At 61.5% G+C, this 22,683-nt stretch carries 20 protein-coding genes; 15 read left to right on the top strand and 5 right to left on the bottom strand.

The features are described 5' to 3' along the window. Positions 1–39 precede the first annotated feature (39 nt). The 6 genes from PFZ56_RS29635 (at position 40) to PFZ56_RS29610 (ending at position 5,991) form a co-directional block, all read left to right on the top strand. The gene (locus tag PFZ56_RS29635) at positions 40–681 is read left to right on the top strand and encodes a tetratricopeptide repeat protein (RefSeq protein ID WP_102860402.1); all 642 of its coding nucleotides are present in this window, start codon (positions 40–42) and stop codon (positions 679–681) included. Then, entirely contained in the window at positions 674–1,825 is a 1,152-nt protein-coding gene (bamB, locus tag PFZ56_RS29630) for an outer membrane protein assembly factor BamB (protein ID WP_102860403.1), read from the top strand. Before PFZ56_RS29635 ends, bamB begins: the two co-directional genes overlap by 8 nt. 141 nt (positions 1,826–1,966) lie before the next feature. Beyond that, a complete protein-coding gene (gene der / locus PFZ56_RS29625) occupies positions 1,967–3,439 on the top strand; it encodes a ribosome biogenesis GTPase Der (protein ID WP_011063203.1) in 1,473 nt (490 codons plus the stop codon). Between the two features lie 120 nt (positions 3,440–3,559). Then, positions 3,560–4,708 carry a pyridoxal phosphate-dependent aminotransferase gene (locus tag PFZ56_RS29620; protein WP_170001446.1) on the top strand — a complete coding sequence of 383 codons (1,149 nt, stop codon included), beginning with the start codon at positions 3,560–3,562 and terminating at the stop codon, positions 4,706–4,708. After that, a complete protein-coding gene (locus tag PFZ56_RS29615) occupies positions 4,696–5,487 on the top strand; it encodes an amidohydrolase (RefSeq protein ID WP_170001445.1) in 792 nt (263 codons plus the stop codon). The genes PFZ56_RS29620 and PFZ56_RS29615 overlap by 13 nt, the downstream gene beginning before the upstream one ends. 96 nt (positions 5,488–5,583) lie before the next feature. Next, a complete protein-coding gene (locus tag PFZ56_RS29610) occupies positions 5,584–5,991 on the top strand; it encodes a hypothetical protein (protein WP_170001444.1) in 408 nt (135 codons plus the stop codon). 87 nt (positions 5,992–6,078) lie between these two features. Here the strand turns inward: PFZ56_RS29610 and leuA are convergent, their stop codons facing one another. The 4 genes from leuA to PFZ56_RS29590 all read right to left on the bottom strand — a co-directional run bounded on the left by leuA (position 6,079) and on the right by PFZ56_RS29590 (position 11,263). Beyond that, positions 6,079–7,758: a 2-isopropylmalate synthase gene (gene leuA, locus PFZ56_RS29605; RefSeq protein WP_102880803.1), complete on the bottom strand. Its 1,680-nt coding sequence runs from the start codon at positions 7,756–7,758 to the stop codon at positions 6,079–6,081. A 356-nt stretch (positions 7,759–8,114) separates the two neighbouring features. Further along, positions 8,115–8,936: a M23 family metallopeptidase gene (locus PFZ56_RS29600; protein ID WP_102880802.1), complete on the bottom strand. Its 822-nt coding sequence runs from the start codon at positions 8,934–8,936 to the stop codon at positions 8,115–8,117. 3 nt (positions 8,937–8,939) lie between these two features. Next, positions 8,940–10,319, bottom strand: coding sequence for an exodeoxyribonuclease VII large subunit (gene xseA / locus PFZ56_RS29595; protein WP_170001443.1), 1,380 nt, complete (start codon positions 10,317–10,319; stop codon positions 8,940–8,942). Continuing rightward, on the bottom strand, positions 10,316–11,263 hold the full coding sequence (locus PFZ56_RS29590) for a LysR family transcriptional regulator (RefSeq protein ID WP_170001442.1): 948 nt from the start codon (positions 11,261–11,263) through the stop codon (positions 10,316–10,318). Before PFZ56_RS29590 ends, xseA begins: the two co-directional genes overlap by 4 nt. A gap of 103 nt (positions 11,264–11,366) precedes the next feature. Here PFZ56_RS29590 and PFZ56_RS29585 point away from each other — a divergent pair, with 103 nt between their 5' ends. The 6 genes from PFZ56_RS29585 to PFZ56_RS29560 all read left to right on the top strand — a co-directional run bounded on the left by PFZ56_RS29585 (position 11,367) and on the right by PFZ56_RS29560 (position 17,215). Further along, on the top strand, positions 11,367–12,137 hold the full coding sequence (locus PFZ56_RS29585) for a sulfite exporter TauE/SafE family protein (protein ID WP_102860411.1): 771 nt from the start codon (positions 11,367–11,369) through the stop codon (positions 12,135–12,137). Between the two features lie 131 nt (positions 12,138–12,268). Next, entirely contained in the window at positions 12,269–12,817 is a 549-nt protein-coding gene (locus PFZ56_RS29580) for a sugar ABC transporter ATPase (protein WP_102880800.1), read from the top strand. 116 nt (positions 12,818–12,933) lie between these two features. After that, positions 12,934–14,403, top strand: a complete 1,470-nt coding sequence (guaB, locus tag PFZ56_RS29575; RefSeq protein ID WP_016968318.1) for an IMP dehydrogenase — start codon at positions 12,934–12,936, stop codon at positions 14,401–14,403. A 104-nt stretch (positions 14,404–14,507) separates the two neighbouring features. Then, positions 14,508–16,085 (top strand): glutamine-hydrolyzing GMP synthase, encoded by a 1,578-nt coding sequence (gene guaA, locus PFZ56_RS29570; protein ID WP_102860414.1) that lies wholly within the window; start codon positions 14,508–14,510, stop codon positions 16,083–16,085. A 324-nt stretch (positions 16,086–16,409) separates the two neighbouring features. Next, positions 16,410–16,688 (top strand): hypothetical protein, encoded by a 279-nt coding sequence (locus PFZ56_RS29565; RefSeq protein WP_102880799.1) that lies wholly within the window; start codon positions 16,410–16,412, stop codon positions 16,686–16,688. 5 nt (positions 16,689–16,693) lie between these two features. Then, the gene (locus PFZ56_RS29560) at positions 16,694–17,215 is read left to right on the top strand and encodes an AlpA family transcriptional regulator (protein WP_102860416.1); all 522 of its coding nucleotides are present in this window, start codon (positions 16,694–16,696) and stop codon (positions 17,213–17,215) included. An 11-nt stretch (positions 17,216–17,226) separates the two neighbouring features. Here the strand turns inward: PFZ56_RS29560 and treR are convergent, their stop codons facing one another. Continuing rightward, positions 17,227–17,931: a trehalose operon repressor gene (treR, locus tag PFZ56_RS29555; RefSeq protein WP_110597127.1), complete on the bottom strand. Its 705-nt coding sequence runs from the start codon at positions 17,929–17,931 to the stop codon at positions 17,227–17,229. 230 nt (positions 17,932–18,161) lie between these two features. Here treR and treP point away from each other — a divergent pair, with 230 nt between their 5' ends. The 3 genes from treP to PFZ56_RS29540 all read left to right on the top strand — a co-directional run bounded on the left by treP (position 18,162) and on the right by PFZ56_RS29540 (position 22,645). After that, the gene (treP, locus tag PFZ56_RS29550) at positions 18,162–19,604 is read left to right on the top strand and encodes a PTS system trehalose-specific EIIBC component (protein ID WP_102880797.1); all 1,443 of its coding nucleotides are present in this window, start codon (positions 18,162–18,164) and stop codon (positions 19,602–19,604) included. A 60-nt stretch (positions 19,605–19,664) separates the two neighbouring features. After that, positions 19,665–21,311 carry an alpha,alpha-phosphotrehalase gene (treC, locus tag PFZ56_RS29545; protein WP_170001441.1) on the top strand — a complete coding sequence of 549 codons (1,647 nt, stop codon included), beginning with the start codon at positions 19,665–19,667 and terminating at the stop codon, positions 21,309–21,311. 110 nt (positions 21,312–21,421) lie between these two features. Continuing rightward, entirely contained in the window at positions 21,422–22,645 is a 1,224-nt protein-coding gene (locus PFZ56_RS29540) for a carbohydrate porin (protein ID WP_170001440.1), read from the top strand. The last annotated feature ends 38 nt before the right edge of the window (positions 22,646–22,683 follow it).

Here is a 22,683-nt window from a genome sequence, read left to right as displayed (position 1 = left end):
GCTGTCAAACAGCCGATTTAGCGAATAAGGAGTATTGGGGTGTCGAGTACCGAAGATGAACAGCTGGCGGAATTGAAAGACTGGTGGCAGCGCAACGGCAAACCCCTGGTGACTGGCGGCCTGTTGGCCTTGGTTATCGTGTTCGGCTGGCAGGCCTGGCACAAGTATCAGAACAATCAGTCGCAAGGTGCTTCGGTGCTCTATCAGCAACTGCTGGAAACCACCCTGACGCCAGATGGCAAGCCTGACGCCGCCCGGGTTGCAGACCTGGCCGGCAAGCTCAACAGCGAGTTCGGCGGTACTGCCTACGCGCAATACGGCAACCTGTTCGTGGCCAAGGTAGCCGTGGACACCGGCAAGCTGGACGACGCAGCGGCGCAGCTCAAAGCAGTGCTCGACAAGCCGGCGAGCCCGGCTCTGGGTGAAGTGGCGCGCCAGCGTCTGGCCCAGGTGCTGGCGGCGCAGAACAAGGCTGACGAGGCCTTGAAGCTGCTCGAGGGTGATGCCGACAAGGCGTTCCTGGCGACCCGCGAAGAACTCAAGGGTGATCTGCTGGTCCAGTTGGGCCGTGTGGATGAAGCCCATGCGGCATACCAAAAAGCCAAGGCGGCGCTCTCGGATGAGGCGGCGGTCGGTGGCTTACAAATCAAGCTGGACGACCTGGCCAAAGGGGATGCATGACGTGATCCGTTGGAAACATGCAGCATTGCTGGCCCTGGCCTTGTTGGCCGCGGGTTGCAGCAGCAATAGCAAGAAAGAACTGCCGCCGGCTGAACTGGTCGACTTCAAAGAAGAAGTGGTCCTGCAGAAGCAGTGGAGCCGTTCGATCGGTGACGGTCAGGGCGAAACCTACAACATGCTGGTGCCGGCGATCGATGGTGACACCATCTATGCCGCCGACGTCACTGGCGTTGTGGTTTCCATGGATCGCATGAACGGCGACGTCAAATGGAAGAAAGATCTCGAACTGCCTGTTTCCGGCGCCGTCGGCGTGGGTTACGGCCTGGTCATGATCGGCACTCTGAAAGGCGAAGTGGTTGCCCTGGATGCTTCCAGCGGTGAAGAGAAGTGGCGCTCCCGGGTCACCAGTGAAGTGCTGGCTCCGCCGGCGACCAACGGTGACGTGGTCGTGGTCCAGACTCAGGATGACCGTGTGATTGGCCTCGATGCCAGCACCGGCAACCAGCTCTGGCTCTACGACAGCACTCCAGCAGTACTGACCCTGCGGGGCACCAGTGCGCCGTTGGCCACCAACCGTCTGGCCCTGGCCGGTCTCTCCACTGGCAAGGTGGTGGCGCTGGATATCCGCAACGGCGTGCCGGTGTGGGAGCAGCGTGTCGCTATTCCACAAGGCCGTTCCGAGCTGGATCGGGTAGTGGACATCGACGGCGGCTTGCTGCTGTCCGGCGGTACCCTGTACGTCGCCAGCTATCAGGGACGTGTGGTTGCCCTGGACCTGGAGAGCGGTCGTCCGCTGTGGCAGCGTGACGCTTCCAGCTATGCCGGTGTGGCGCAAGGTTTTGGCAGCGTCTATGTCAGCCTGTCGTCGGGCACCGTGGAAGGCGTGGACGAGCGTTCGACTACGGCCCTGTGGAGCAACGACTCCCTGGCCCGTCGTCAACTGTCGGCCCCGGAAGTCTTCTCCAGCTACGTAGCGGTGGGTGACCTGGAAGGTTACCTGCACCTGCTGAGTCAGGTGGACGGTCGTTTCGTCGGCCGTACCCGCATCGATAGCGACGGCTTGCGCGCTCGTCCGCTGGTGGTGGGCGACATGATTTATGTGTATGGCAACAGCGGCAAACTGGAAGCCCTGACCATCAAGTAATGGTTTGACTATGCTTGGGGTTGATTCCCCAAGCGGCCTTGTCTCGACAAGGTTCGCAGCACTTCAAGGTGCTGCCCCGAGCACCAGCCGCTGCCTCGCAGCGGCTTTTGTATTTTCGCAATTAACGCAGTGGAGAGCCGCATGGTTCCCGTAATCGCCCTGGTGGGCCGACCTAACGTCGGCAAGTCCACCTTGTTCAACCGCCTGACTCGGACTCGCGACGCTATTGTTGGCGACCTGTCCGGTCTGACCCGTGATCGCCAATACGGTGAGGCCAAGTGGCAAGGGCGTACCTATATTCTGATCGACACCGGTGGTATTTCCGGTGACGAACATGGCATGGATGAAAAGATGGCCGAGCAGTCGCTGCTGGCTATCGAAGAAGCTGATGTGGTGTTGTTCCTGGTGGACGCCAAGGCCGGGTTTACCGCGGCCGACCAGATGATTGGCGAACACCTGCGCAAACGTAACAAGACCTCCTATGTGATCGCCAACAAGGTCGACAACATCGACCCGGACATGGCCCGCGCCGAGTTCGCGCCACTGGGTATGGGCGATGCGATTCCAATCGCTGGTGCTCATGGCCGCGGCATCACCCAGATGCTGGAAATCGCCCTGAGCGAGTTCCCCAAGGATGACGCCGACGAGCCGGAAGAAGGCGAGGAAGAGATCGTCGCCGAAGGCGAGGAAGCCAAGCGCATTCCTGGTCCGAGCGAGAAAGACGGGATCAAGATCGCCATCATCGGCCGCCCCAACGTGGGTAAATCCACGCTGGTCAACCGCATGCTCGGTGAAGACCGGGTCATCGTCTACGACCAGCCCGGCACCACCCGCGACAGTATCTACATCCCGTTCGAGCGTAACGACGAGAAGTACACGCTGATCGACACCGCTGGTGTGCGCAAGCGCGGCAAGATCCACGAGGAAGTTGAAAAGTTCTCGGTGGTCAAAACCCTGCAAGCGATCAAAGACGCCAACGTGGTGATCTTTGTCATGGACGCCCGGGAAGGGGTGGTGGACCACGACTTGAACCTGCTGGGCTTCGCCCTGGAAGCCGGTCGGGCCCTGGTGATCGCCCTGAACAAGTGGGACGGCATGCAGCCAAGCGAGCGCGACTATGTGAAGACCGAGCTGCAGCGCCGGTTGTTCTTCGTCGACTTCGCCGATATCCACTTCATCTCGGCCTTGCACGGAACCGGCGTGGGCAACCTCTACCAGTCGGTGCAGAACTCCTTCAAGTCGGCGGTGACCCGCTGGCCGACCAGCCGCCTGACGCAGATTCTCGAAGACGCCGTTGGCGAGCACGCGCCGCCCATGGTCAACAACCGTCGGATCAAGCTGCGCTACGCCCACTTGGGCGGTGCCAACCCGCCGCTGATCGTGATTCACGGCAACCAGGTGGAGAAGGTACCGAAGTCCTACGTGCGTTACCTGGAAAACACCTACCGTCGCGTACTGAAGCTGGTGGGCACACCGATTCGTATCGAGTTCAAGGGTGGCGAGAACCCGTACGAAGGCAACAAGAACACGCTGACCGACCGCCAGGTCAACAAGAAGCGTCGTTTGATGTCGCACCACAAGAAGGCCGACAAGAAGCGCCGCGACAAGCGCTGAGCGACCGGGATTTGTGTGGGTAAGAGGGCGCTTTATGCGCCCTTTTTCATGCCCGGTGTTTGGGCTATTCTCGGGACCTCCCGCGCCGTCGTAGAGCCGGGTGTTCAGCAGGGAATCCTCATGATCACCAGTAAGCTGCCGAATGTCGGCACCACCATCTTCACGCAGATGTCCCAGCTCGCGGTTGAAACCGGAGCGCTCAATCTGTCCCAGGGCTTCCCTGATTTCGAGGGTCCCCAAGCCTTGCGTGACGCGGTTGGACGGCATATCGCCAATGGCCACAACCAATACGCACCCATGACCGGATTGCCGGCCTTGCGCCAACAGGTGGCGGCGAAAATCGCTCGCTGCTATGGCGTCGAGGTCAATGCCGACAGCGAAGTGACCATCACCCCGGGCGCCACCCAGGCCATTTTCTGTGCCATCCAGGCGGTGATTCAGCGCGGTGACGAGGTCATCGTTTTCGATCCCTGTTACGACAGTTATGAGCCGGCAGTGGAACTGGCCGGCGGCCGTTGCGTGCATGTGCAACTGGGCCTTGATGACTTTGCCATCGACTGGCAGAAACTTGGCGAAGCCCTGAGTCCGCGTACGCGGATGATCATTCTGAACACGCCGCACAACCCCAGTGGAGCCTTGATCAGCCGTGCCGAACTGGATCAACTGGCAGCGTTGATCCGTGATCGCGACATCTACCTGGTCAGCGATGAGGTCTATGAGCACCTGGTGTTTGACGGTGTCCCCCATGTCAGCGTTTTGGCCCACGAGGAGCTGTATCCGCGGGCTTTCGTCGTCAGCTCCTTCGGCAAGACCTACCACGTGACCGGCTGGAAGACCGGTTATGTCGTAGCGCCACCGGCCTTGAGCGCCGAGCTGCGCAAGGTGCATCAATATGTCAGCTTCTGCGGCGTGACCCCTTTGCAGTACGCTCTGGCGGACTTCATGGCCGAATGCCCGGAACATGTCGAGCAGCTACCGGCCTTCTACCAGGCCAAGCGTGATCTGTTCTGCGACTTGCTGAGCCCTTCGCGCTTCAGCTTTACCCGGGTGGCCGGCACCTACTTTCAACTGGTGGACTATTCGCAGATTCGTCCAGACTTGAATGACGTCGACATGGCAACCTGGATGACCCGCGAACACGGCGTGGCAGCCATTCCGGTGTCGGTGTTCTATCAGCCGCCGCCCCAGGGGCAGCGTCTGGTACGTCTGTGTTTTGCCAAGCGCGAGGAGACGTTGCGTCAGGCAGCGGAGAAACTATGCGTGATCTGAGTGCGTTACCCGATCTGAATCTGGCGTTGATCCAGACCACCCTGGCTTGGCATGACCGCCAGGCCAACTTTGAGCATTTCGAGCAGTTGCTGGAGCAGGCCCGCGGTGCGGATCTGATCATCCTCCCGGAAATGTTCACCACCGGATTCTCCATGGAATCCAGCACCTTGGCGGAGGCGGAGAACGGCCCCACCAGCAAGTGGCTGCGCTGTCAGGCGAAGAAGCTCGATGCGGTGATCACTGGTAGCGTGATCATCCAGGCGGCGGACGGCAGCCATCGCAACCGCCTGTTGTGGGCACGTCCCGACGGCGAAGTCTGGCATTACGACAAGCGCCACCTGTTCCGCATGGCCGGCGAGCACAATCACTTCACCCCAGGTGAGCGCCAGGTACAGTTCGAACTCAAGGGGTGGCGGATTCGTCCGCTGATCTGCTACGACCTGCGTTTTCCGGTGTGGAGCCGCGATGCCCAGGACACTGATCTGTTGCTGTACACCGCCAACTGGCCCGGGGCTCGGCGGCTGCACTGGAACCGCTTGTTGCCGGCCCGAGCCATTGAAAACCTGTGCTATGTCGCTGCGGTGAACCGGGTAGGTACCGACGGCAAGGGCTTTGCGTATACCGGTGACAGCCAGGTGTTGGACTACCAGGGCGAGACCCTGCTCAGTGCGGGTGAGGCGGATGGGGTGTTCCAGGTACGTTTGAACGTCGGCGAGCTGGCGGCCTATCGAGCACGCTTTCCCGCGAATCTCGACGCCGATACCTTCATGTTTACCTAGAAGGATTGGGGCGCGGCAGCACACTTTTTTACAGGTTGCCGATATCAAGCTTCAGGGATGAAAGCCGATAGGACGGGCATTCAGGAGGAATCACTCATGACCACCATCAATGCCAATGTCGTCAATCCTTACCCGCTGTCCGCGCCGAAAGCGGTGACGGGGGAGGCCGAAGCCACCAGCACCAGCCCGCTGGCGCCGGTGGCTGAAAACAAGGACGCCGAAGACCAGGAGCTGCGAGTCAACTCTTCGGATGCCAGTATCGATGCGGTGAAAGGCGGAGGCGATCCGGTCAAGCAGCTGCAGAAGCAGATCGAACAGACCCAGAAGATCCTGGCACAGCAACAGGCGCAATTGGCCAGTGTCGAGAAGGGTCAGGCCAGCGATGAGCAGAAAGTCCAGCAAGTGATGGAGATCCAGACCCAGATCGCCGTAACCAACAGCACCTTGCAAGTGTTGCAGGCAGCTTTGTTGCAGGCCATGTTCAGCGTTGATGTGCATGCCTGAGGCACACACCGCCAGTTGTTAGCTCAAGGCCGGATACAAAAAGGCCCCGAGGAGCAGAACTCCCCGGGGCCTTTTTATCAGGGCTGCTTAAGCGGCCTTGGCTTCCTGCTCGCTCAGGGAGCGGTTCAGGGCACTGAACAGCGCCTTGAAGCTGGCAGTGGTGATGTTTTCGTCGATACCAACACCGTGGACCGCACGCTCACCGTTGACCCGCAGTTCGATGTAGGCCGCAGCCTTGGCGTTGGTGCCCGCACCAATGGCGTGTTCGTTGTAGTCCATGATCTCTACAGGAATCGGCAGGCCGGCCACCAGGGCTTCCAGGGCGCCATTGCCCTTGCCGCGCCAGCTCAGGTTGGTTTCGCCCTGACCCTTGCTCGACACTTCCACTTCCACGGCGCTGTGGCCGTTTTCTTCCTGCAGGCGATGGCTGACCAGCGCGTACGGAGTGTTGGCCTGCAAGTATTCGCTGTGCAACAGCGCGTGGATTTGCTGGGCGGTCATCTCCAGACCCAGGCGGTCGGTTTCACGTTGCACCACCTGGCTGAACTCGATCTGCATGCGGCGCGGCAAGCTGATGCCGTACTCCTGTTCCAGCAGGTAGGCGATACCGCCTTTGCCCGACTGACTGTTGACGCGGATAACCGCCTCGTAGCTGCGACCGATGTCGGCCGGATCGATCGGCAAGTACGGCACTTCCCACAAGCCATCGGCTTTCTGCTGGGCGAAGCCCTTGCGGATCGCGTCCTGGTGGGAGCCGGAGAAGGCGGTGTGGACCAGGTCGCCGACATAAGGATGGCGCGGATGCACGGCAATCTGGTTGCACTCTTCCACGACTTTGCGTACGCCGTCGATGTCGGAGAAGTCCAGTTCCGGGTTCACACCCTGGGTGTAAAGGTTCAAGGCCACGGTGACCAGATCGACGTTGCCGGTACGTTCGCCGTTGCCGAACAGGCAGCCTTCGACACGGTCGGCGCCCGCCATCAGGCCCAACTCGGTGGCGGCTACGCCAGTGCCACGGTCGTTGTGGGTGTGCAGGCTGATGAGCACGCTGTCACGACGGTTGATGTGGCGGCAGAACCACTCGATCTGGTCGGCATAGATATTGGGTGTCGCCACTTCAACGGTGGCCGGCAGGTTGAGGATCACCTTGTTGGTCGGCGTCGCGTTCCAGACTTCCACCACGGCGTCGCAGACTTCCTTGGCGAACTCCAGTTCGGTGGCGCTGAAGGTTTCTGGCGAGTATTCGAACTGCCATTGGGTTTCCGGCTGCTGGGCGGCGTATTTGACGAACAGCTTGGCCGCGTTCACCGCGATTTCTTTCACACCGGCCTTGTCCTGGTTGAAGACAATGCGGCGGAACGAAGGGCTGGTGGCGTTGTACAGGTGGACGATGGCTTTCTTGGCACCACGCAAGGATTCGAAGGTGCGGGCGATCAGGTCTTCACGGGCCTGGGTCAGCACCTGGATGGTGGTGTCGTCCGGGATGTGGCCGCCTTCGATCAGGGTGCGCACGAAGTCGAAGTCGGTTTGCGAGGCGGCAGGGAACGAAGCCTCGATCTCTTTCACGCCAACGGCCACCAGGGTCTTCCAGAAACGCAGCTTCTTGACCGCATCCATCGGCTCGATCAGCGACTGGTTGCCATCACGCAAGTCCGAGCTGCACCAGATCGGCGCGCGTGTGATGGTCTTCGACGGCCAGGTGCGGTCCGGCAAGTTGATGGTCGGGAACGCGCGGTACTTGGAGGAGGGGTCTTTGAGCATGGTCATGGAGAAATCCTTATGGTCCGGGCCGAAAAGAGGCGGCCTACCGGTGAGTCAAGAGTGCAGTGTTGACGCAGGGGGATGAGGCACCGCGATTCAGCCTGGCAGTCGTGCGCTGACGAGGCAGAGGCTCCGGTGTTGACGACGCTGAATGAGGGTGTGAGAGGTTTTCATGTGCTCAACCCTAACCACTGAGGTGAGAGATGGCAAGCAGTCGAAAAAAATTGAGAGGAATACTCGAAATCGAATCTATATCGAGATTTTATGCCGGCTATTCTTTGAAAGAATACTAACGATTGCGCAGTCGTGATGGGCTGCGCAATTCTCACGGGAGCCGGCTTGCCGGCGATCAGGGCTCGGGATCAGGGCTGAAACGCCCCGATGAAGATTGCCGGATCGACCCGGGCATCGTTCAGGCTGATATTCCAGTGCATATGCGGGCCGGTAGCGCGTCCGGTCGAACCCACCTTGCCCACCACTGCACCACGAGTCAGGGACTGACCCACCTTCACGTCAATCTTCGACATGTGGCAGAACATGCTGATAAAGCCCTGGCCGTGGTCGACGAACACCGTGTTGCCATTGAAAAAGTAGTTGCCGGTCAGGATCACCTTGCCGGCTGCCGGAGTCTTGATCGGTGTGCCTGCCGGCACTGCGAAGTCCAGGCCGGCGTGGGGATTGCGCTCCTCGCCGTTGAAGAACCGGCGCACCCCGAACTTGCTCGACAGCGGCCCGTTCACTGGCTTGTCCAGCAGCAGGTTGCTCGGGGTGTTGGGGCTGAAACTGCGATAGGCACGGAGTTGCTCTGCCAGTTCTCCATCGATGCGTTTCAGGTCTGCCGGGTTTGGATTGACCTGGCGCTGGTTCTTCAGGGTGATGTGCTGCTCGGGGTATTTTTTACTGCCCACCACGAAGTTCAGGCTGCGGTTGCCGGCGCTGATCTGCTGGGTGCCTGGTTTGACCGTCAACGGGATACCGACAATGGCCAGCCAGTTGTTCTGCTCCTTCACCACCAGCACAGGTTTACCCTGGTAGCTGACCTTGGGCGCCTGGGCTGCGCTGCCCAGGTCCACTACCGCGACGCCACCAGGCACGGGTTTGTTCAACAGGCGAGTGATGTAGCTGTCGGCGTTGGCGTTGAAGGCCAGGCACAGCAACAGCAGGGAAGTGAGAAAGCGCGGCATGGATCAGTCCAGTAGAGAAAGAGTGACAGGCGTCAGGTGGTTGTCTTCGACTCGCACCTGCAGTTCACCTTCGCCCAGACGGGCGGTGAGGCGCTGGCCATTGCGTGTCTGGGCGGCAGTGCGGATGGCATGGCCGCGGTCGTCCAGAAGAATGCTATAGCCGCGTCCCAGGGTGGCCAGGGGGCTGACCACATGCAGGGTTTGCATCTGACTGTGCAACTGCAGGCGTCGGGCTTTCAGGCCTTCGCGCATGGCTCGGGGCAGGCGTTCGGCGAGGCTGTCCAGGCGCTGGCGCAATAGGGCCAGTTGTCGTCCCGGATGCTGGGCGCCGAGGCGGGTTTCCAGGCGGATCAGGCGCTCGCGACGGGTATTGAGGTTGCGCTCGAAGGCCCTGCGCATGCGCATATCCAGGTCATCCAGGCGTTGTGCCTGTTGGCGCAGGCGTTCGCCGGGATGGCGCAGGCGGCGGGCCAGACCGTCGAGGCGCAAGCGGTCGCGCATCAGCCGGTCGCGGATGCGCATCACCAGGCGGCGATGCAGGCTGTCGACGCGGTGTTGCAGGTCACTGGCGTCGGGTGCCAGCAGTTCAGCAGCGGCGGAAGGGGTGGGGGCCCGTACGTCAGCGACGAAATCGCTGATGGAGACATCGGTTTCATGGCCGACGGCGCTGACGATCGGCGTCACGCAGGCATCCACCGCCCGGGCTACCGCCTCTTCGTTGAAGCACCAGAGGTCTTCCAGAGAGCCGCCGCCCCGAGCCAGGATCAAGGCATCGAAGCCTCGGGCATCGGCCAGTTGCAGGGCCCGGACGATCTGCGCCGTGGCCTCGCGACCTTGCACGGCAGTGGGGATCAGCGTCAGTGCCACCTGGGGCGCACGGCGGCGGAACACGCTGATGATGTCGCGGATTACCGCGCCAGTGGGGGAGCTGATAATGCCGATGCGTTGTGGATGGGCCGGTAACGGCACTTTGCGTTCGGCATTGAACAGCCCCTCGGCGCTGAGCTTTTCCTTGAGGGCATCGAAGGCCAGGCGCAGGGCACCATCACCGGCGGGCTCCACGGTGTCGAGAATCAGTTGGTAGTCGCCGCGCCCCTCGAACAGCGAAACCTTGCCCCGGACCTTGACCGCCAGGCCGTCCTTCAGTGCCTGGCGGACCCGCGCGGCGTTCTGCCGGAACAGCGCGCAACGCACCTGGGCGCCGCTGTCCTTGAGGGTGAAGTAGACATGGCCGGAAGCCGGGCGAGCGAGGTTGGAGATCTCGCCTTCGACCCAGATATTGCTGAACACGTCCTCGAGCAGCACCCGGGCGCGGCCGTTGAGCTGGGTGACAGTGAGGACCTCGCGGTCCAGGCCGAGTCGTGCAAAGGGATCTTTAATCATGGGGCGCAGTTTAAGGGGCTGTCAGTCCATGGAACAACGCAATTCGATTGCCAATGATTGCGCAGCTGTTCGACAAACTGCGCCACCAGCGGTGTGGGGTCTTGCCGATAGGCGAGGGCGACGGTGCTCTGGCAATCGCTATCGGCCAGAGGCAGGAAACGCACGTTGGCCGGGGCGATGTCCTGCATCGATTCGGGCAGCAGGGCAACGCCGAAACCGGCCTGGATCAACTGCAATTGAGTGGTCTTGCGTGACATCACTCGCGCCGCTTTGGGAAAGAAACCCTGGCTCATGCACAGCTGTGCCGACAGGTAGCTCAAGCCCCCACGCTGGGGATGGGGGATGGAGATAAAGGCTTCGTTGCGCAGTTGTGCAAGCTCCACCCCGTGGGCCGGAGGATCAAGGGCCAGGGGATGCTGCGGCGGCAATGCCAGCAGCAGGGGTTCGCTGAACAAGGGCACGATTTGCACTCCCTCGCATTGGCGCAGTACCGGCAGGCGCAGCAGGCCAGCATCCAGCCGGCCTTCGGCGAGTTCTTGCAACTGCGCCTCGGACGACAGCTTGACGATGTCCATCGAAGCGCCGGGGCACGCCTGTAGATACTCGCTGATGCCTCCAAGCAGACGGCCGCTCATGGGCACGGTGCTTGAGTGACTGAGGCGCAGAGTGCCCAGTTGCCCCTGGCCGACCTGGGTGGCCAGCTCGGCGGCCTTGTGCAGTTCGCTCAGCAGGTTGCGTGCCTTGGGCAGGAAGGCTTCACCGGCGGCGGTCAGCCGAGGCTGGCGGGCAGTGCGTTGGAAAAGTGGGGTTTGCAGCTGGCTTTCCAGTTCCTTGATCTGCCGGCTAAGGGCTGATTGGGCGACAAACAGGCGTTCTGCCGCAGCGCTGAAGCTGCCGCATTCGGCGATTTCCACGAAATAGCGCAGTTGACGGGTTGAAATCACAAGGCATGCCTTTTTGCGATGGGTTGAAGGCTTTGATGATATTAGTCGCAAGGCTCGCCGCTGGCTAAAGTCATTGCTGATCCGCTTGGGGGAAGTCGCAGTGATGAGCGTGGTAATCGAAGGTTTGAACCAGTGGTCTTTCGGCCCGGGTGGTTGGTTGGCGATCGGCCTGGGCATCGCGCTGGCGTACATCGTGTTTGGCATCGCCGGTTTCGGCACGGCGCTGGTGGCGGGACCGGTCCTGATTCTGTTTATGCCGTTGTCGAAAATCGTGCCGCTGTTGGTGCTGCTCGACTTTGTAGCGGCCTTCGGCAACCTGCTGCCATCGCGCAAGGACGTGGCCAAGCCGGAGCTGTTGCGCCTGCTGCCCTGCATGGCGCTGGGCTGCACCTTGGGGGTGATCTTTCTGCTCAACCTCAAGTCCGATCTGCTGCTTCTATTAATGGGGCTGTTTATCAGTGCCTATGCCATCTACAGCTTGTGGGTGAAGGTACGCCCGGCTCAGTTGGCGGCCGGCTGGTCGGTGCCGATGGGAATAGTGGGAGGAATGTTTGGCGCCTTGTTCGGTAGTGGCGGCTTTTTATATGCCATTTACCTGAACAGTCGTTTGCCCAAGGACCCGGCACGGGCCACTCAAAGTGCGTTGATCAGTTGCAGTACCGTGGTGCGCTTGAGTCTGTTTGCCTTGGCCGGGGTCTATGCCGAGTTGCCGCTGCTGCTGTTGGCGGTGTGCTTGTTGCCGGCGATGGCGTTGGGTCTATGGGTGGGACGGCGCTTGACCATGAGGTTGTCCCGGGAGGCCTTTGTGCGCCTGGTGACCTGGCTGGTGCTGGCCAGTGGTGTTGCCTTGATCGGGCGCTTTCTGAGCACTTGACCTGCGGGGTTCAGGGATTAAGCTGCGGGCCTTTAAATTCGTTCGCCGGCAAGCCGGCTCCTACAATTGATGGTGGGGGCCGGCTTGCCGGCGAAAGCGTTCGTACTGTCCCGCACGTTTCAGGCTTATCCATGAACTCGCAAAGCATCCTCGTCCCGAAAATTTCCACCCTGCCGGTGCACGAGCCCCGGGCTCGGGCCATTGTGCGTTGGCTGGTGCGCAAGAACATCGTCGAGGAAACCCTGAGCACGTGCGGGCGCACCGGCAATCGCATGGGCCATGCGATTGCGCCGGGGGCACGGGAGGTGGTGCTGCGGCCGCAGGCGCTGCCCTTCGGCGAGCCGATCAATGGTCTGGAGATCATCACCAAGCGCTGCATCTATACCCCGGCCAAGGGCTTTCTCGAAGAAGCCGGCTGTGCCGAATGCCGCCAGGAAGTGGGTGAAGCGCTGTTCGAGAGCCTGGAAGACTGGATGCCGGGGCGCACCGATAACTTCACCTGTCCCGAGTGCGGTCATGAAGATGACATCAACGGCTTTCTGTTTCTTCAGGAATGCGGCTTTTCCAACTTGGGCTTTATCTTCAACAACTGGGCCGAAGCGGGTTTCAAACAGAGTTTTATCGACGAGTTCGCCGAGTGGCTGGATCAACCGATAAGTTGGGTCAAGGTCGAGTTGTAGCGCGCTGATATCTCCATCTATCACTCCAGTGATATTAGACAGAGTTTTACATTGAGCCCGGGTAGGTGTCTGAGTATAATGGCGCGCTTCCATTTTCCCGCCCGGGAGCCCCCGCGATGCTGCGTATCAGCCAAGAAGCCCTCACCTTCGACGACATCCTCTTAGTGCCCGGTTATTCCGAAGTACTGCCTAATGAAGTCAGTCTAAAGACCCGTTTGACCCGTGGCATCGAGCTGAATATTCCACTGGTTTCCGCCGCCATGGACACCGTCACTGAAGCCCGTCTGGCAATCGCCATGGCTCAGGAAGGCGGCATCGGCATCATCCACAAGAACATGACCATCGAGCAGCAAGCTGCCGAAGTGCGCAAGGTCAAGCGTTTCGAAGCCGGTGTGGTCAAAGACCCCATCACCATCGAAGCCGACGCCACCGTGCGTGATCTGCTCGAACTGACCAACATGCACAACATCTCCGGTGTGCCCGTGCTGCACAACGGCGATCTGGTGGGCATCGTGACTTCCCGCGACGTGCGTTTCGAAAGCCGTCTGGACGTCAGCGTCCGCGAAGTGATGACGCCTAAAGAGCGTCTGGTCACCGTCAAGGAAGGCGCCGATAAGACCGCCGTCCGCGAACTGCTGCACAAGCATCGCATCGAGCGCGTGCTGATCGTCGACGACGCCTTCACCCTCAAGGGCATGATGACCGTCAACGACATCGAAAAAGCCAAGGCTTACCCACTGGCCAGTAAGGACGATCAAGGTCGTCTGCGTGTAGGCGCTGCGGTCGGTACTGGTAAAGACACCGGCGATCGCGTTGCAGCGCTGGTCAACGCCGGCGTCGACGTGGTGGTGGTCGACACCGCCCACGGTCACTCCAAAGGCGTGATCGACCGCGTTCGCTGGGTCAAAGAGAACTTCCCGCAAGTGCAGGTGATCGGCGGCAACATCGCCACTGGCGCTGCAGCCAAGGCCCTGGCCGAAGCCGGCGCCGACGCGGTCAAGGTTGGTATCGGCCCTGGTTCGATCTGCACCACCCGTATCGTTGCAGGTGTTGGCGTGCCGCAAATCAGCGCGATCGCCAATGTTGCAGCGGCACTGGTCGGCACGGGCGTTCCGCTGATCGCCGACGGCGGTATCCGTTTCTCCGGTGACCTGTCCAAGGCCATCGTGGCCGGTGCGTCCTGCGTGATGATGGGCTCGATGTTCGCCGGTACCGAAGAGGCGCCGGGCGAGATCGAACTGTTCCAGGGTCGTTCCTACAAGGCTTACCGTGGCATGGGTTCCCTGGGCGCCATGTCCCAGGCCCAGGGCTCTTCCGACCGCTACTTCCAGGACTCCTCCGCGGGTGCCGAGAAGCTGGTGCCGGAAGGGATCGAAGGTCGCGTGCCGTACAAGGGCTCCCTGACCGCGATCATCCATCAACTGATGGGCGGCCTGCGTTCTTCCATGGGCTACACCGGTAGCGCCAACATCGAAGAAATGCGCACCAAGCCGGAGTTTGTCCGCATCACCGGCGCCGGCATGGCTGAATCCCACGTCCACGACGTGCAGATCACCAAGGAAGCGCCAAACTATCGCGTAGGTTGATAGTGATCGCCTCCAGGCCCAGGCTTGGAGGCGATTGACGAATTTAGTAACCGGGGCTGTGTTTTTCAGCCCCGTGTCGTTTCTGAAATTAGACGAGACTGACCATGGCCCTCGACATTCACGCCCACCGCATTCTGATCCTCGACTTCGGTTCCCAGTACACCCAATTGATCGCCCGCCGCGTGCGCGAGATCGGGGTCTACTGCGAACTGCATCCGTTCGACATGGACGACGAAGCGATCCGCGAATTCGCTCCCAAAGGCGTCATCCTCGCCGGCGGTCCCGAGTCCGTGCACGAAGCCAACAGCCCTCGCTGCCCACAAGCGGTGTTCGACCTGGGCGTTCCGGTCTTCGGCATCTGCTACGGCATGCAGACCATGGCCGAGCAAATGGGCGGCAAGGTCGAAGGTTCCGAGCTGCGCGAATTCGGTTATGCCCGGGTTGATGTGGTCGGCAAGAGCCGCCTGCTGGACGGCATCGAAGACCACGTCGACGCCGACGGCCTGTTCGGTCTCGACGTGTGGATGAGCCACGGTGACAAGGTCACCAAGATGCCAAAGGATTTCCACATCCTGGCCAGCACCCCGAGCTGCCCGATTGCCGGCATGTTCAACGATGACCTGCGCTACTACGGCGTGCAGTTCCACCCAGAAGTGACCCACACCAAGCAGGGCGGCCGCATCCTGTCGCGCTTCATCCTCGACATCTGCGGCTGTGAAGCGCTGTGGACCCCGTCGAAGATCGCCGAAGACGCCATTGCCCAGATCCGTGCCCAGGTCGGCACCGACAACGTCCTGCTGGGCCTGTCCGGCGGTGTCGACTCCTCGGTGGTCGCGGCCCTGCTGCACAAGGCCATCGGCGACCAGCTGACCTGCGTTTTCGTCGACAACGGCCTCCTGCGCCTGCACGAAGGCGAGCAAGTGATGGCCATGTTCGCCGAGAACATGGGCGTCAAGGTGATCCGCGCCAACGCCGAGGAGCAGTTCCTCAACAACCTGGCCGGCGAGTCGGACCCTGAGAAGAAGCGCAAGATCATCGGCCGTACCTTCATCGACGTGTTCGATGCCGAATCCTGCAAGCTGGAAAACATCAAGTACCTGGCCCAGGGCACCATCTACCCGGACGTGATCGAGTCGGCTGGCGCGAAAAGCGGCAAGGCCCACGTGATCAAGTCGCACCACAACGTGGGCGGCCTGCCGGAAGAAATGAACCTCAAGCTGGTTGAACCGCTGCGCGAGCTGTTCAAGGACGAAGTCCGCCGTCTGGGCCTGGAGCTGGGCCTGCCGTACGACATGGTCTACCGTCACCCGTTCCCGGGTCCGGGCCTGGGTGTGCGCATCCTGGGTGAAGTGAAGAAGGAATACGCCGACCTGCTGCGTCGCGCTGACCACATCTTCATCGAAGAACTGCGCAAGGCCGACTGGTACCACAAGGTCAGCCAGGCATTCGTCGTGTTCCAGCCAGTGAAATCCGTCGGCGTGGTCGGCGATGGGCGTCGTTACGCCTGGGTCGTGGCCCTGCGCGCGGTGGAAACCATCGACTTCATGACCGCCCGTTGGGCGCACCTGCCTTACGAGCTGCTGGAAACCGTCAGCGGCCGGATCATCAACGAAATCGAAGGCATCTCCCGCGTCACTTACGACGTGTCGAGCAAGCCGCCGGCAACGATTGAGTGGGAATGATCGGGGCCGAGTGATCGGCGCTTGATCCACTGGCTTTAACCAATGGCGATCGGGACCTTCGGGGATCGGTCGCCATTGTCGTTTCTGCGGAGATTGAATCCGTTACACATCGGCATTTGTGTTGCAGAACCTTTAGAAACGCTGCTTTTTCACCTTCCGGCAATATAACGTAAGACATGTTCGGCGCTCTGCCCCGTGCTTCTCTCTACCCTTGGGTCTCCCCCCGCTGTTTTTGCTGCGGCTTGTTCGTGGCGCGGGTTTGATCGGATTGCATAAGGTTGTCAGTTGACAACCATGCATGACTGGCGATACTGGAGGCTATGGATGGCTCGTGCAACTCATCCCAAGAAGGACATTGAAATGGCCCTGCGCTACGCCGAATGGCAGGGCTGGCGAATCGAGGTCGGTGGTGGCCATGCGTGGGGGCGGATCTACTGCCCGTACAACAACGAAGTGTGCCGCTGCGGCGAGTTCTGCATCACCAGTGTCTGGCGTACGCCGAAGAACCCGACCCAGCACGCCCGGGCGCTATGCCGGGTGATCGACAACTGCACCGTGAATCAGCTGCGTGGGGCCAAGGCGCCGGCAGCCCGTCAGGAGTAAGCACCATGGAATACCTGTTCACCCTCAACTATCTGCTGCCGCTGGAGGGCTGCGATCCGCTGCAACTGGTGGAGCGCCTCGGTGCGGCGGGCTGCACCGACGCCCTGGTGGGCACCGGTCTGGCCGGGCGCCTGGCCCTGGAGTTCAGTCGCGAGGCCGAGAGTGCCGAAGCGGCGCTGCTCAGTGCCCTGGGGGATATCAAGCGCATCATCCCCGAGGCGCGGCTGGTGGAGGCCAGCCCGGACTTTGTCGGCCTCAGCGAGATCGCCGAGATCGTCGGCGTGTCACGGCAGAACATGCGCAAGCTGATGCTCGGCCACGCCGACAGTTTTCCCCTGGCGATCCATGAGGGCAGCACCTCGCTGTGGCATCTGGCGGAGGTCCTGAGCTGGCTGGACAGCAAGGGCGGTTACCCTCTCAAGCACCCGGTGATCGAGGTGGCGCGGGTGGCACAGCAGGTGAACACCGCCAAGGAGTCGAAGCGCATCGGCCCCCTCAGCGGTGAGCTGGTGGCCCTGTTGGGCTGACGGGGTATGGCTTAGCGCCGGGCCACGTCGGAGAAGTAGAACTTGTCCAGGGTGTGCCGAGATTCGGTGTACTCGAACTGCCGCCCGTCCTGGAGAAAGGTCTGGTTGCTTACCACGATCACATGGCTCTGGCCGTCCAGGTCGAGCAGTTGCTGGTCGTCCTTGCTCCGCGGGCTGGCCTCGATGGTGCGCTGGGCATAGCTGATGTTCAGTTGCAGGGTCTGTTCGATGTAGGCGTAGATCGAATGCTCGGCGATCTCTCGGTCCAGCCCCGGAATCAGCTCGGCGACAAAATGGTTGATGTCGAGAATCACCCGCTTGCCGTCGATTCGCCGCACGCGCTTGATCCGTGTGATCAGGCTGCCTTCTTGCGCCTGCAGATGGTTGCGCAGGGCGCCTTGCAGGGGGAACTGGCTGAACTCCACCACCTCGGTGCTGACGTCATCCCCCAGGCGTGGATAGGTTTCCTGGAAGCTGACGATGCCGCCCAGCTGGAACTCGATGGGGTTGGGCGAGAGCACGAAGGTGCCCTTGCCGTGGATCTTCTGCGCGAAACCGCGCTCCTGCAGCAGTTCGATGGCCTTGCGCACGGTGCCGCGGCTGGCCTGGTAGCTGTCCATCAGTTCGCTTTCCGAAGGCAGGCGGGCGCCACGCTCAAGACGTTCGGTGGTGATGCTGGCAAGCAGATCGCTGTAGATCTGGTTGTATTTGCTCATGGGATGGCTCTGTGCCGGACTGTGCTCAAGGCAGGCACCTTAAGGGCTGGACGGGGCATTTGTCCATGCGCCCTGGTGATGCTTTAGCGGGTGGAAAAAGCATGGGGCAGGGCCACGCCGGAAGAAAATTTCAAACTCGTCTGTACGAGTTGTTGATTTAACTCGTACAGACGAGTAATTTGCCCCTCGGCGTGCTGCCAATAACAAAAATCTCAGGTGGAAGAACAAGCATGAGCCACGACTATTCAACGATCGCCAGCGAGTTGCTGCACAGCCTCGGTGGCGCCGACAACCTCGAACAGGCGGCCCATTGCGTGACCCGCCTGCGCCTGGCCCTCAAGGACCCGAGCCTGGTCGACAGCGCCACCCTCAACCAGATCGATCTGGTCAAGGGTTCGTTCTTCACCGGTGGCCTGTTCCAGGTGGTGATCGGCCCTGGCGAGGTAGAGAAGGTCTACGCGGCCCTGCGTGAGCAGACGGGCCTCGCGGTTTCCACCATTGCCGATGTGAAGCAGAAGGGCGCGGAAAAGACCAACGCCATGCAGCGTCTGGTGCGGGTGTTCTCCGATGTGTTCATGCCCATCCTGCCGGCCCTGATCATCGCCGGCCTGCTGATGGGGGTGAACAACCTGCTGGGCGCCAAGGGCATGTTCATCGAGGGCAAGACCCTGCTTGAGGCGTACCCGGGGCTGGATGGGCTCTGGAGCCTGATCAACCTGATGGCCAACACCTCCTTCGTGTTCCTGCCGGCCCTGGTGGGCTGGTCGGCGGCCAAGCGCTTTGGCGGCAGCGAGATCCTCGGCATTGTCCTGGGGCTGATGCTGGTCCACCCGGACCTGCTCAATGCCTGGAACTATGGCAAGGCCGTGGCTGGGCTGGACGGCCAGAGCCTGCCGTACTTCGACATCTTCGGTCTGTTCCAGATCGAGAAGGTCGGCTATCAGGGGCAGATCCTGCCGATCCTGCTGGCGGCCTATGTGATGAGCGTGATCGAAAAATGGCTGCGCGCCCGGGTGCCCAACGCCATCACCCTGCTGGTGGTACCCATCACCACCATCGTGGTCACCGGCGTACTGGCCCTGGCGATCATCGGGCCGGTGACCCGGCACTTGGGAATCCTCATCACCGAAGGCGTGGTCACCCTGTTCGACCTGGCTCCTGTGCTCGGGGGCGCCATCTTCGGCCTGCTCTACGCACCGCTGGTGATCACCGGCATGCACCACATGTTCCTGGCCGTCGACCTGCAACTGATCGCCACCCAGGGCGGCACCTTTATCTGGCCGATGATCGTCATGTCCAACCTGGCACAGGGCAGCGCAGCCCTGGCGGTGTTCACCATGAGCCGCAACGCTCGTGATCGCAGCATGGCCTCGACCTCGGCGATTTCCGCCTACTTCGGCATCACCGAGCCGGCGATGTTCGGCGTCAACCTGCGCTACAAGTTTCCCTTCTACGCCGCGCTGATCGGCTCGGCCCTGGGCAGCATCTTTCTCTCGCTGAACAAGGTCCAGGCTTCGGCCATTGGTGTCGGTGGGCTGCCGGGGTTCATCTCGATCATTCCCCAGTACATCCCGACGTTCGTGATTGGCATGGTCATCGCCCTGGTGGTGCCCTTCGTCCTGACCTGCGGCCTGAGCCTGAAGATCATCCGCCCCGGCTACCGAGTGGCCTGACCGGCCTTGTCGGCGCCGGCTCGCCGGCGAATGCCCTCGCACTTTCCAAAGGATTCCCCCATGCAAGACTGGCAGCGTTCGGTGATCTACCAGATCTACCCGAAAAGTTTTCACAGCCACCAAGGCCAGGCCACCGGTGACCTGCTGGGTGTGGTGGACAAGCTCGACTACCTGCACTGGCTGGGGGTCGATTGCCTGTGGCTGACCCCGTTCCTGCGTTCGCCGCAACGGGACAACGGCTATGACATCAGCGACTACTACGCCATCGATCCCAGCTACGGCAGCATGGCCGACTGCGAGTTGCTGATCGCCGAAGCCGGCAAGCGCGGGATCAAGCTGATGCTGGATATCGTGGTCAACCACACCTCCATCGAGCACGCCTGGTTCCAGCAGGCCCGCAGCAGCCTGGACAACCCCTACCGGGATTTCTACATCTGGCGCGATGAGCCCAATAACTGGGAATCCAAGTTCGGTGGCTCCGCCTGGGAATACGAGGCCCAGACCGGGCAGTACTACCTGCACCTGTTCGATCACACCCAGGCCGACCTCAACTGGGACAACCCCCAGGTGCGTGCCGAAGTGTTCAAGATGATGTGCTTCTGGCGCGACAAGGGCGTCGGTGGCTTCCGTCTCGATGTGATCAACCTGATCTCCAAACCAGCGGATTTCCCCGAGGATCAGAGCGACGGCCGCCGCTTCTATACCGACGGTCCCAACGTGCACCAGTACCTGCAGGAAATGCATCGGGAAGTGTTCGCCGGGCACGATCTGGTGAATGTGGGCGAGATGTCCTCCACCCGTCTGGAGCACTGCATCCGCTATTCCCATCCGGAGTCGAAGGAGCTGTCGATGACCTTCAACTTCCATCACCTGAAGGTGGATTACCCCAACCAGCAGAAGTGGCTGCGGGCCGATTTCGACTTCCTCGAACTCAAGCGCATCCTCTCCGACTGGCAAACCGGCATGCAGGCCGGTGGCGGCTGGAATGCGCTGTTCTGGTGTAACCACGACCAGCCGCGGGTGGTCTCGCGTTTCGGCGACGACGGCGAGCACCGGGTGGTGTCGGCGAAGATGCTGGCCACCGCGCTGCACCTGCTCCAGGGCACGCCTTTCATCTACCAGGGCGAAGAGTTGGGCATGACCAATCCGCACTTCGAGCGGATCGAGCAGTACCGCGATGTCGAAACCCTGAACATCCACCGCCTCAAGCGCGAGGCCGGTGAAGAGCCGCAGGCCATCATGGCGGCGATCCAGCAGAAGTCCCGGGACAACGGGCGCACGCCGATGCAGTGGAATGCCGGGGTCAATGCCGGTTTCAGCAGCGCCGAGCCCTGGATCGGGATACCGGCCAACGCCAGCCAGATCAATGTCGAGGCGCAACTCGACGACGAAGATTCGGTGCTGCATCACTATCGCCGGTTGATTGCTTTGCGTCGTCATGAGGCGCTGATCCAGCACGGCCTCTATCGCCAGTTGCTGCCCGAGCATGGGCAGATCTGGGCCTATGTGCGTGAGGGCGACGGCGAGCGCCTGCTGGTGGTGAACAACTTCTATGGCTCGCCGTGTGAGGTCGAGTTGCCGGAAGCGGTGATCAGCACCGGCATGCAACAGCGCCTGCTGATCAGCAATTATCCGGACCACGAGCCCCGCAGCCGGCACTTGCACCTGCGGCCTTACGAGTCCTTCGTCCTGCACCTGACCCTGTAGGCGCCGGCTTGCCGGCGAACCGGGCCAGGCGATCTTTCTGGCCCGGCGCATGCGCCGCCAAGCCGGTTCCGATGAATCCATACAACACAATAAAAATAATGCGGTGGCTTATGAAAACAACAATAAATCGCGCTCTGGCGGCGTCCTGCCTGTGTCTGGCCTTGCCCTTGCCGGCCCAGGCCCTGGAGTTTGCCGGGTACCTGCGCAGCGGCCTGGGGACCTCGGTGAACAGCGGCTCGCAGTCCTGCTTCCAGTTGCCCGGCGCGCAGTCCAAGTACCGCCTGGGCAACGAGTGTGAGCAGTACGCCGAGCTTGAGCTGCGCCAGGACCTGTACACCCTGGAAGACGGCTCGGTGCTCAGCGTCGACGGCATGGCGTCGCTCTACAACCGCTACGACCGCAACCTGAGCTTCCAGGGCGAGAATGGCTCGGCGCGCATGCCGCAGATGTACGCCCAGTGGTCGAACCTGCCCAGCCTCAATGGCGGCTCGCTGTGGGCCGGGCGCCGTTACTACAAGCGTAACGACATCCATATTTCCGACTTCTACTACTGGAACCAGAGCGCCACCGGCGGCGGGGTCGAGGACGTGCGCATCGGCGATCTGAAATACAGCTACGCCTTTTCCCGCAAGGACAACCTCTACCAGAAGCAGGCCGTGAGCCGTCACGACTTCAACGTTGCCGGTTTCCAGACCAACCCCGGCGGCGAGCTGGAGTTGGGCCTGAGCTACCTGGAAAAGCCCGATCGCCGTGGTGCCCACAATGGCTGGGCGATCACCACCCAGCATGTGCAGAAAGATTTTTTCGGCGGCAAGAACAAACTGGCCCTGCAATACGGTGAGGGCCCCGGTACCGGCCTGGGCTACACCGGCAATCCCTACCTGGATGACGGCAACAAGAGCTATCGCCTGGTGGAGTTCTTCGACTGGCAGGTCACCCCGCGCTTCGGCGGCCAGGTCGAGGCGGTCTATCAGAAGGACATACGCCCCGACGGCCAGGACCAGAACTGGATCTCCCTGGGCGTGCGCCCGGCCTATGCCATCACCGAGCAGTTCAAGCTGGTGGCCGAGTTTGGCCACGATCAGGTGGAAGCGCCCGGGGGCACCCGCAAGCTCAGTAAATTTACCTTCGCGCCCACCTGGTCACCCAAGGGACCTGAGTTCTGGGCCCGGCCGGAGGTGCGCCTGTACTACACCTATGCCAGCTGGAACGAGGCCGCCAAACGCGCGGCCAATGAGCTGGCGGCCGGTTCCGCGCTGTCCGACAGCGGTGTGTTCGGCAGCGCCCGGCACGGTGCGAACGTCGGTTTGCAGGTCGAGTACTGGTGGAAATAAGCGATGCTGTCGGGGCTCGCGCTCCATCGGCACTTCAA

Origin of the sequence: Pseudomonas danubii (assembly GCF_042980055.1) — a bacterium.
GTDB classification, from domain to species: domain Bacteria; phylum Pseudomonadota; class Gammaproteobacteria; order Pseudomonadales; family Pseudomonadaceae; genus Aquipseudomonas; species Aquipseudomonas danubii.
Note: the sequence above shows the minus strand (reverse complement) of the source record. Positions and strands in the feature narration are given on the sequence as shown.

Coding starts and splice junctions, on each gene's coding strand:
- PFZ56_RS29600 (WP_102880802.1), bottom strand. CDS start 8,936: ATGCCGCGCTTTCTCACTTCCCTGCTGTTGCTGTGCCTGGCCTTCAAC.
- leuA (WP_102880803.1), bottom strand. CDS start 7,758: ATGACCATGCTCAAAGACCCCTCCTCCAAGTACCGCGCGTTCCCGACC.
- treC (WP_170001441.1), top strand. CDS start 19,665: ATGCAAGACTGGCAGCGTTCGGTGATCTACCAGATCTACCCGAAAAGT.
- PFZ56_RS29580 (WP_102880800.1), top strand. CDS start 12,269: ATGAACTCGCAAAGCATCCTCGTCCCGAAAATTTCCACCCTGCCGGTG.
- PFZ56_RS29560 (WP_102860416.1), top strand. CDS start 16,694: ATGGAATACCTGTTCACCCTCAACTATCTGCTGCCGCTGGAGGGCTGC.
- guaA (WP_102860414.1), top strand. CDS start 14,508: ATGGCCCTCGACATTCACGCCCACCGCATTCTGATCCTCGACTTCGGT.
- PFZ56_RS29610 (WP_170001444.1), top strand. CDS start 5,584: ATGACCACCATCAATGCCAATGTCGTCAATCCTTACCCGCTGTCCGCG.
- PFZ56_RS29620 (WP_170001446.1), top strand. CDS start 3,560: ATGATCACCAGTAAGCTGCCGAATGTCGGCACCACCATCTTCACGCAG.
- PFZ56_RS29565 (WP_102880799.1), top strand. CDS start 16,410: ATGGCTCGTGCAACTCATCCCAAGAAGGACATTGAAATGGCCCTGCGC.
- der (WP_011063203.1), top strand. CDS start 1,967: ATGGTTCCCGTAATCGCCCTGGTGGGCCGACCTAACGTCGGCAAGTCC.
- treR (WP_110597127.1), bottom strand. CDS start 17,931: ATGAGCAAATACAACCAGATCTACAGCGATCTGCTTGCCAGCATCACC.
- guaB (WP_016968318.1), top strand. CDS start 12,934: ATGCTGCGTATCAGCCAAGAAGCCCTCACCTTCGACGACATCCTCTTA.
- PFZ56_RS29585 (WP_102860411.1), top strand. CDS start 11,367: ATGAGCGTGGTAATCGAAGGTTTGAACCAGTGGTCTTTCGGCCCGGGT.
- treP (WP_102880797.1), top strand. CDS start 18,162: ATGAGCCACGACTATTCAACGATCGCCAGCGAGTTGCTGCACAGCCTC.
- xseA (WP_170001443.1), bottom strand. CDS start 10,319: ATGATTAAAGATCCCTTTGCACGACTCGGCCTGGACCGCGAGGTCCTC.
- PFZ56_RS29615 (WP_170001445.1), top strand. CDS start 4,696: ATGCGTGATCTGAGTGCGTTACCCGATCTGAATCTGGCGTTGATCCAG.
- bamB (WP_102860403.1), top strand. CDS start 674: ATGCATGACGTGATCCGTTGGAAACATGCAGCATTGCTGGCCCTGGCC.
- PFZ56_RS29540 (WP_170001440.1), top strand. CDS start 21,422: ATGAAAACAACAATAAATCGCGCTCTGGCGGCGTCCTGCCTGTGTCTG.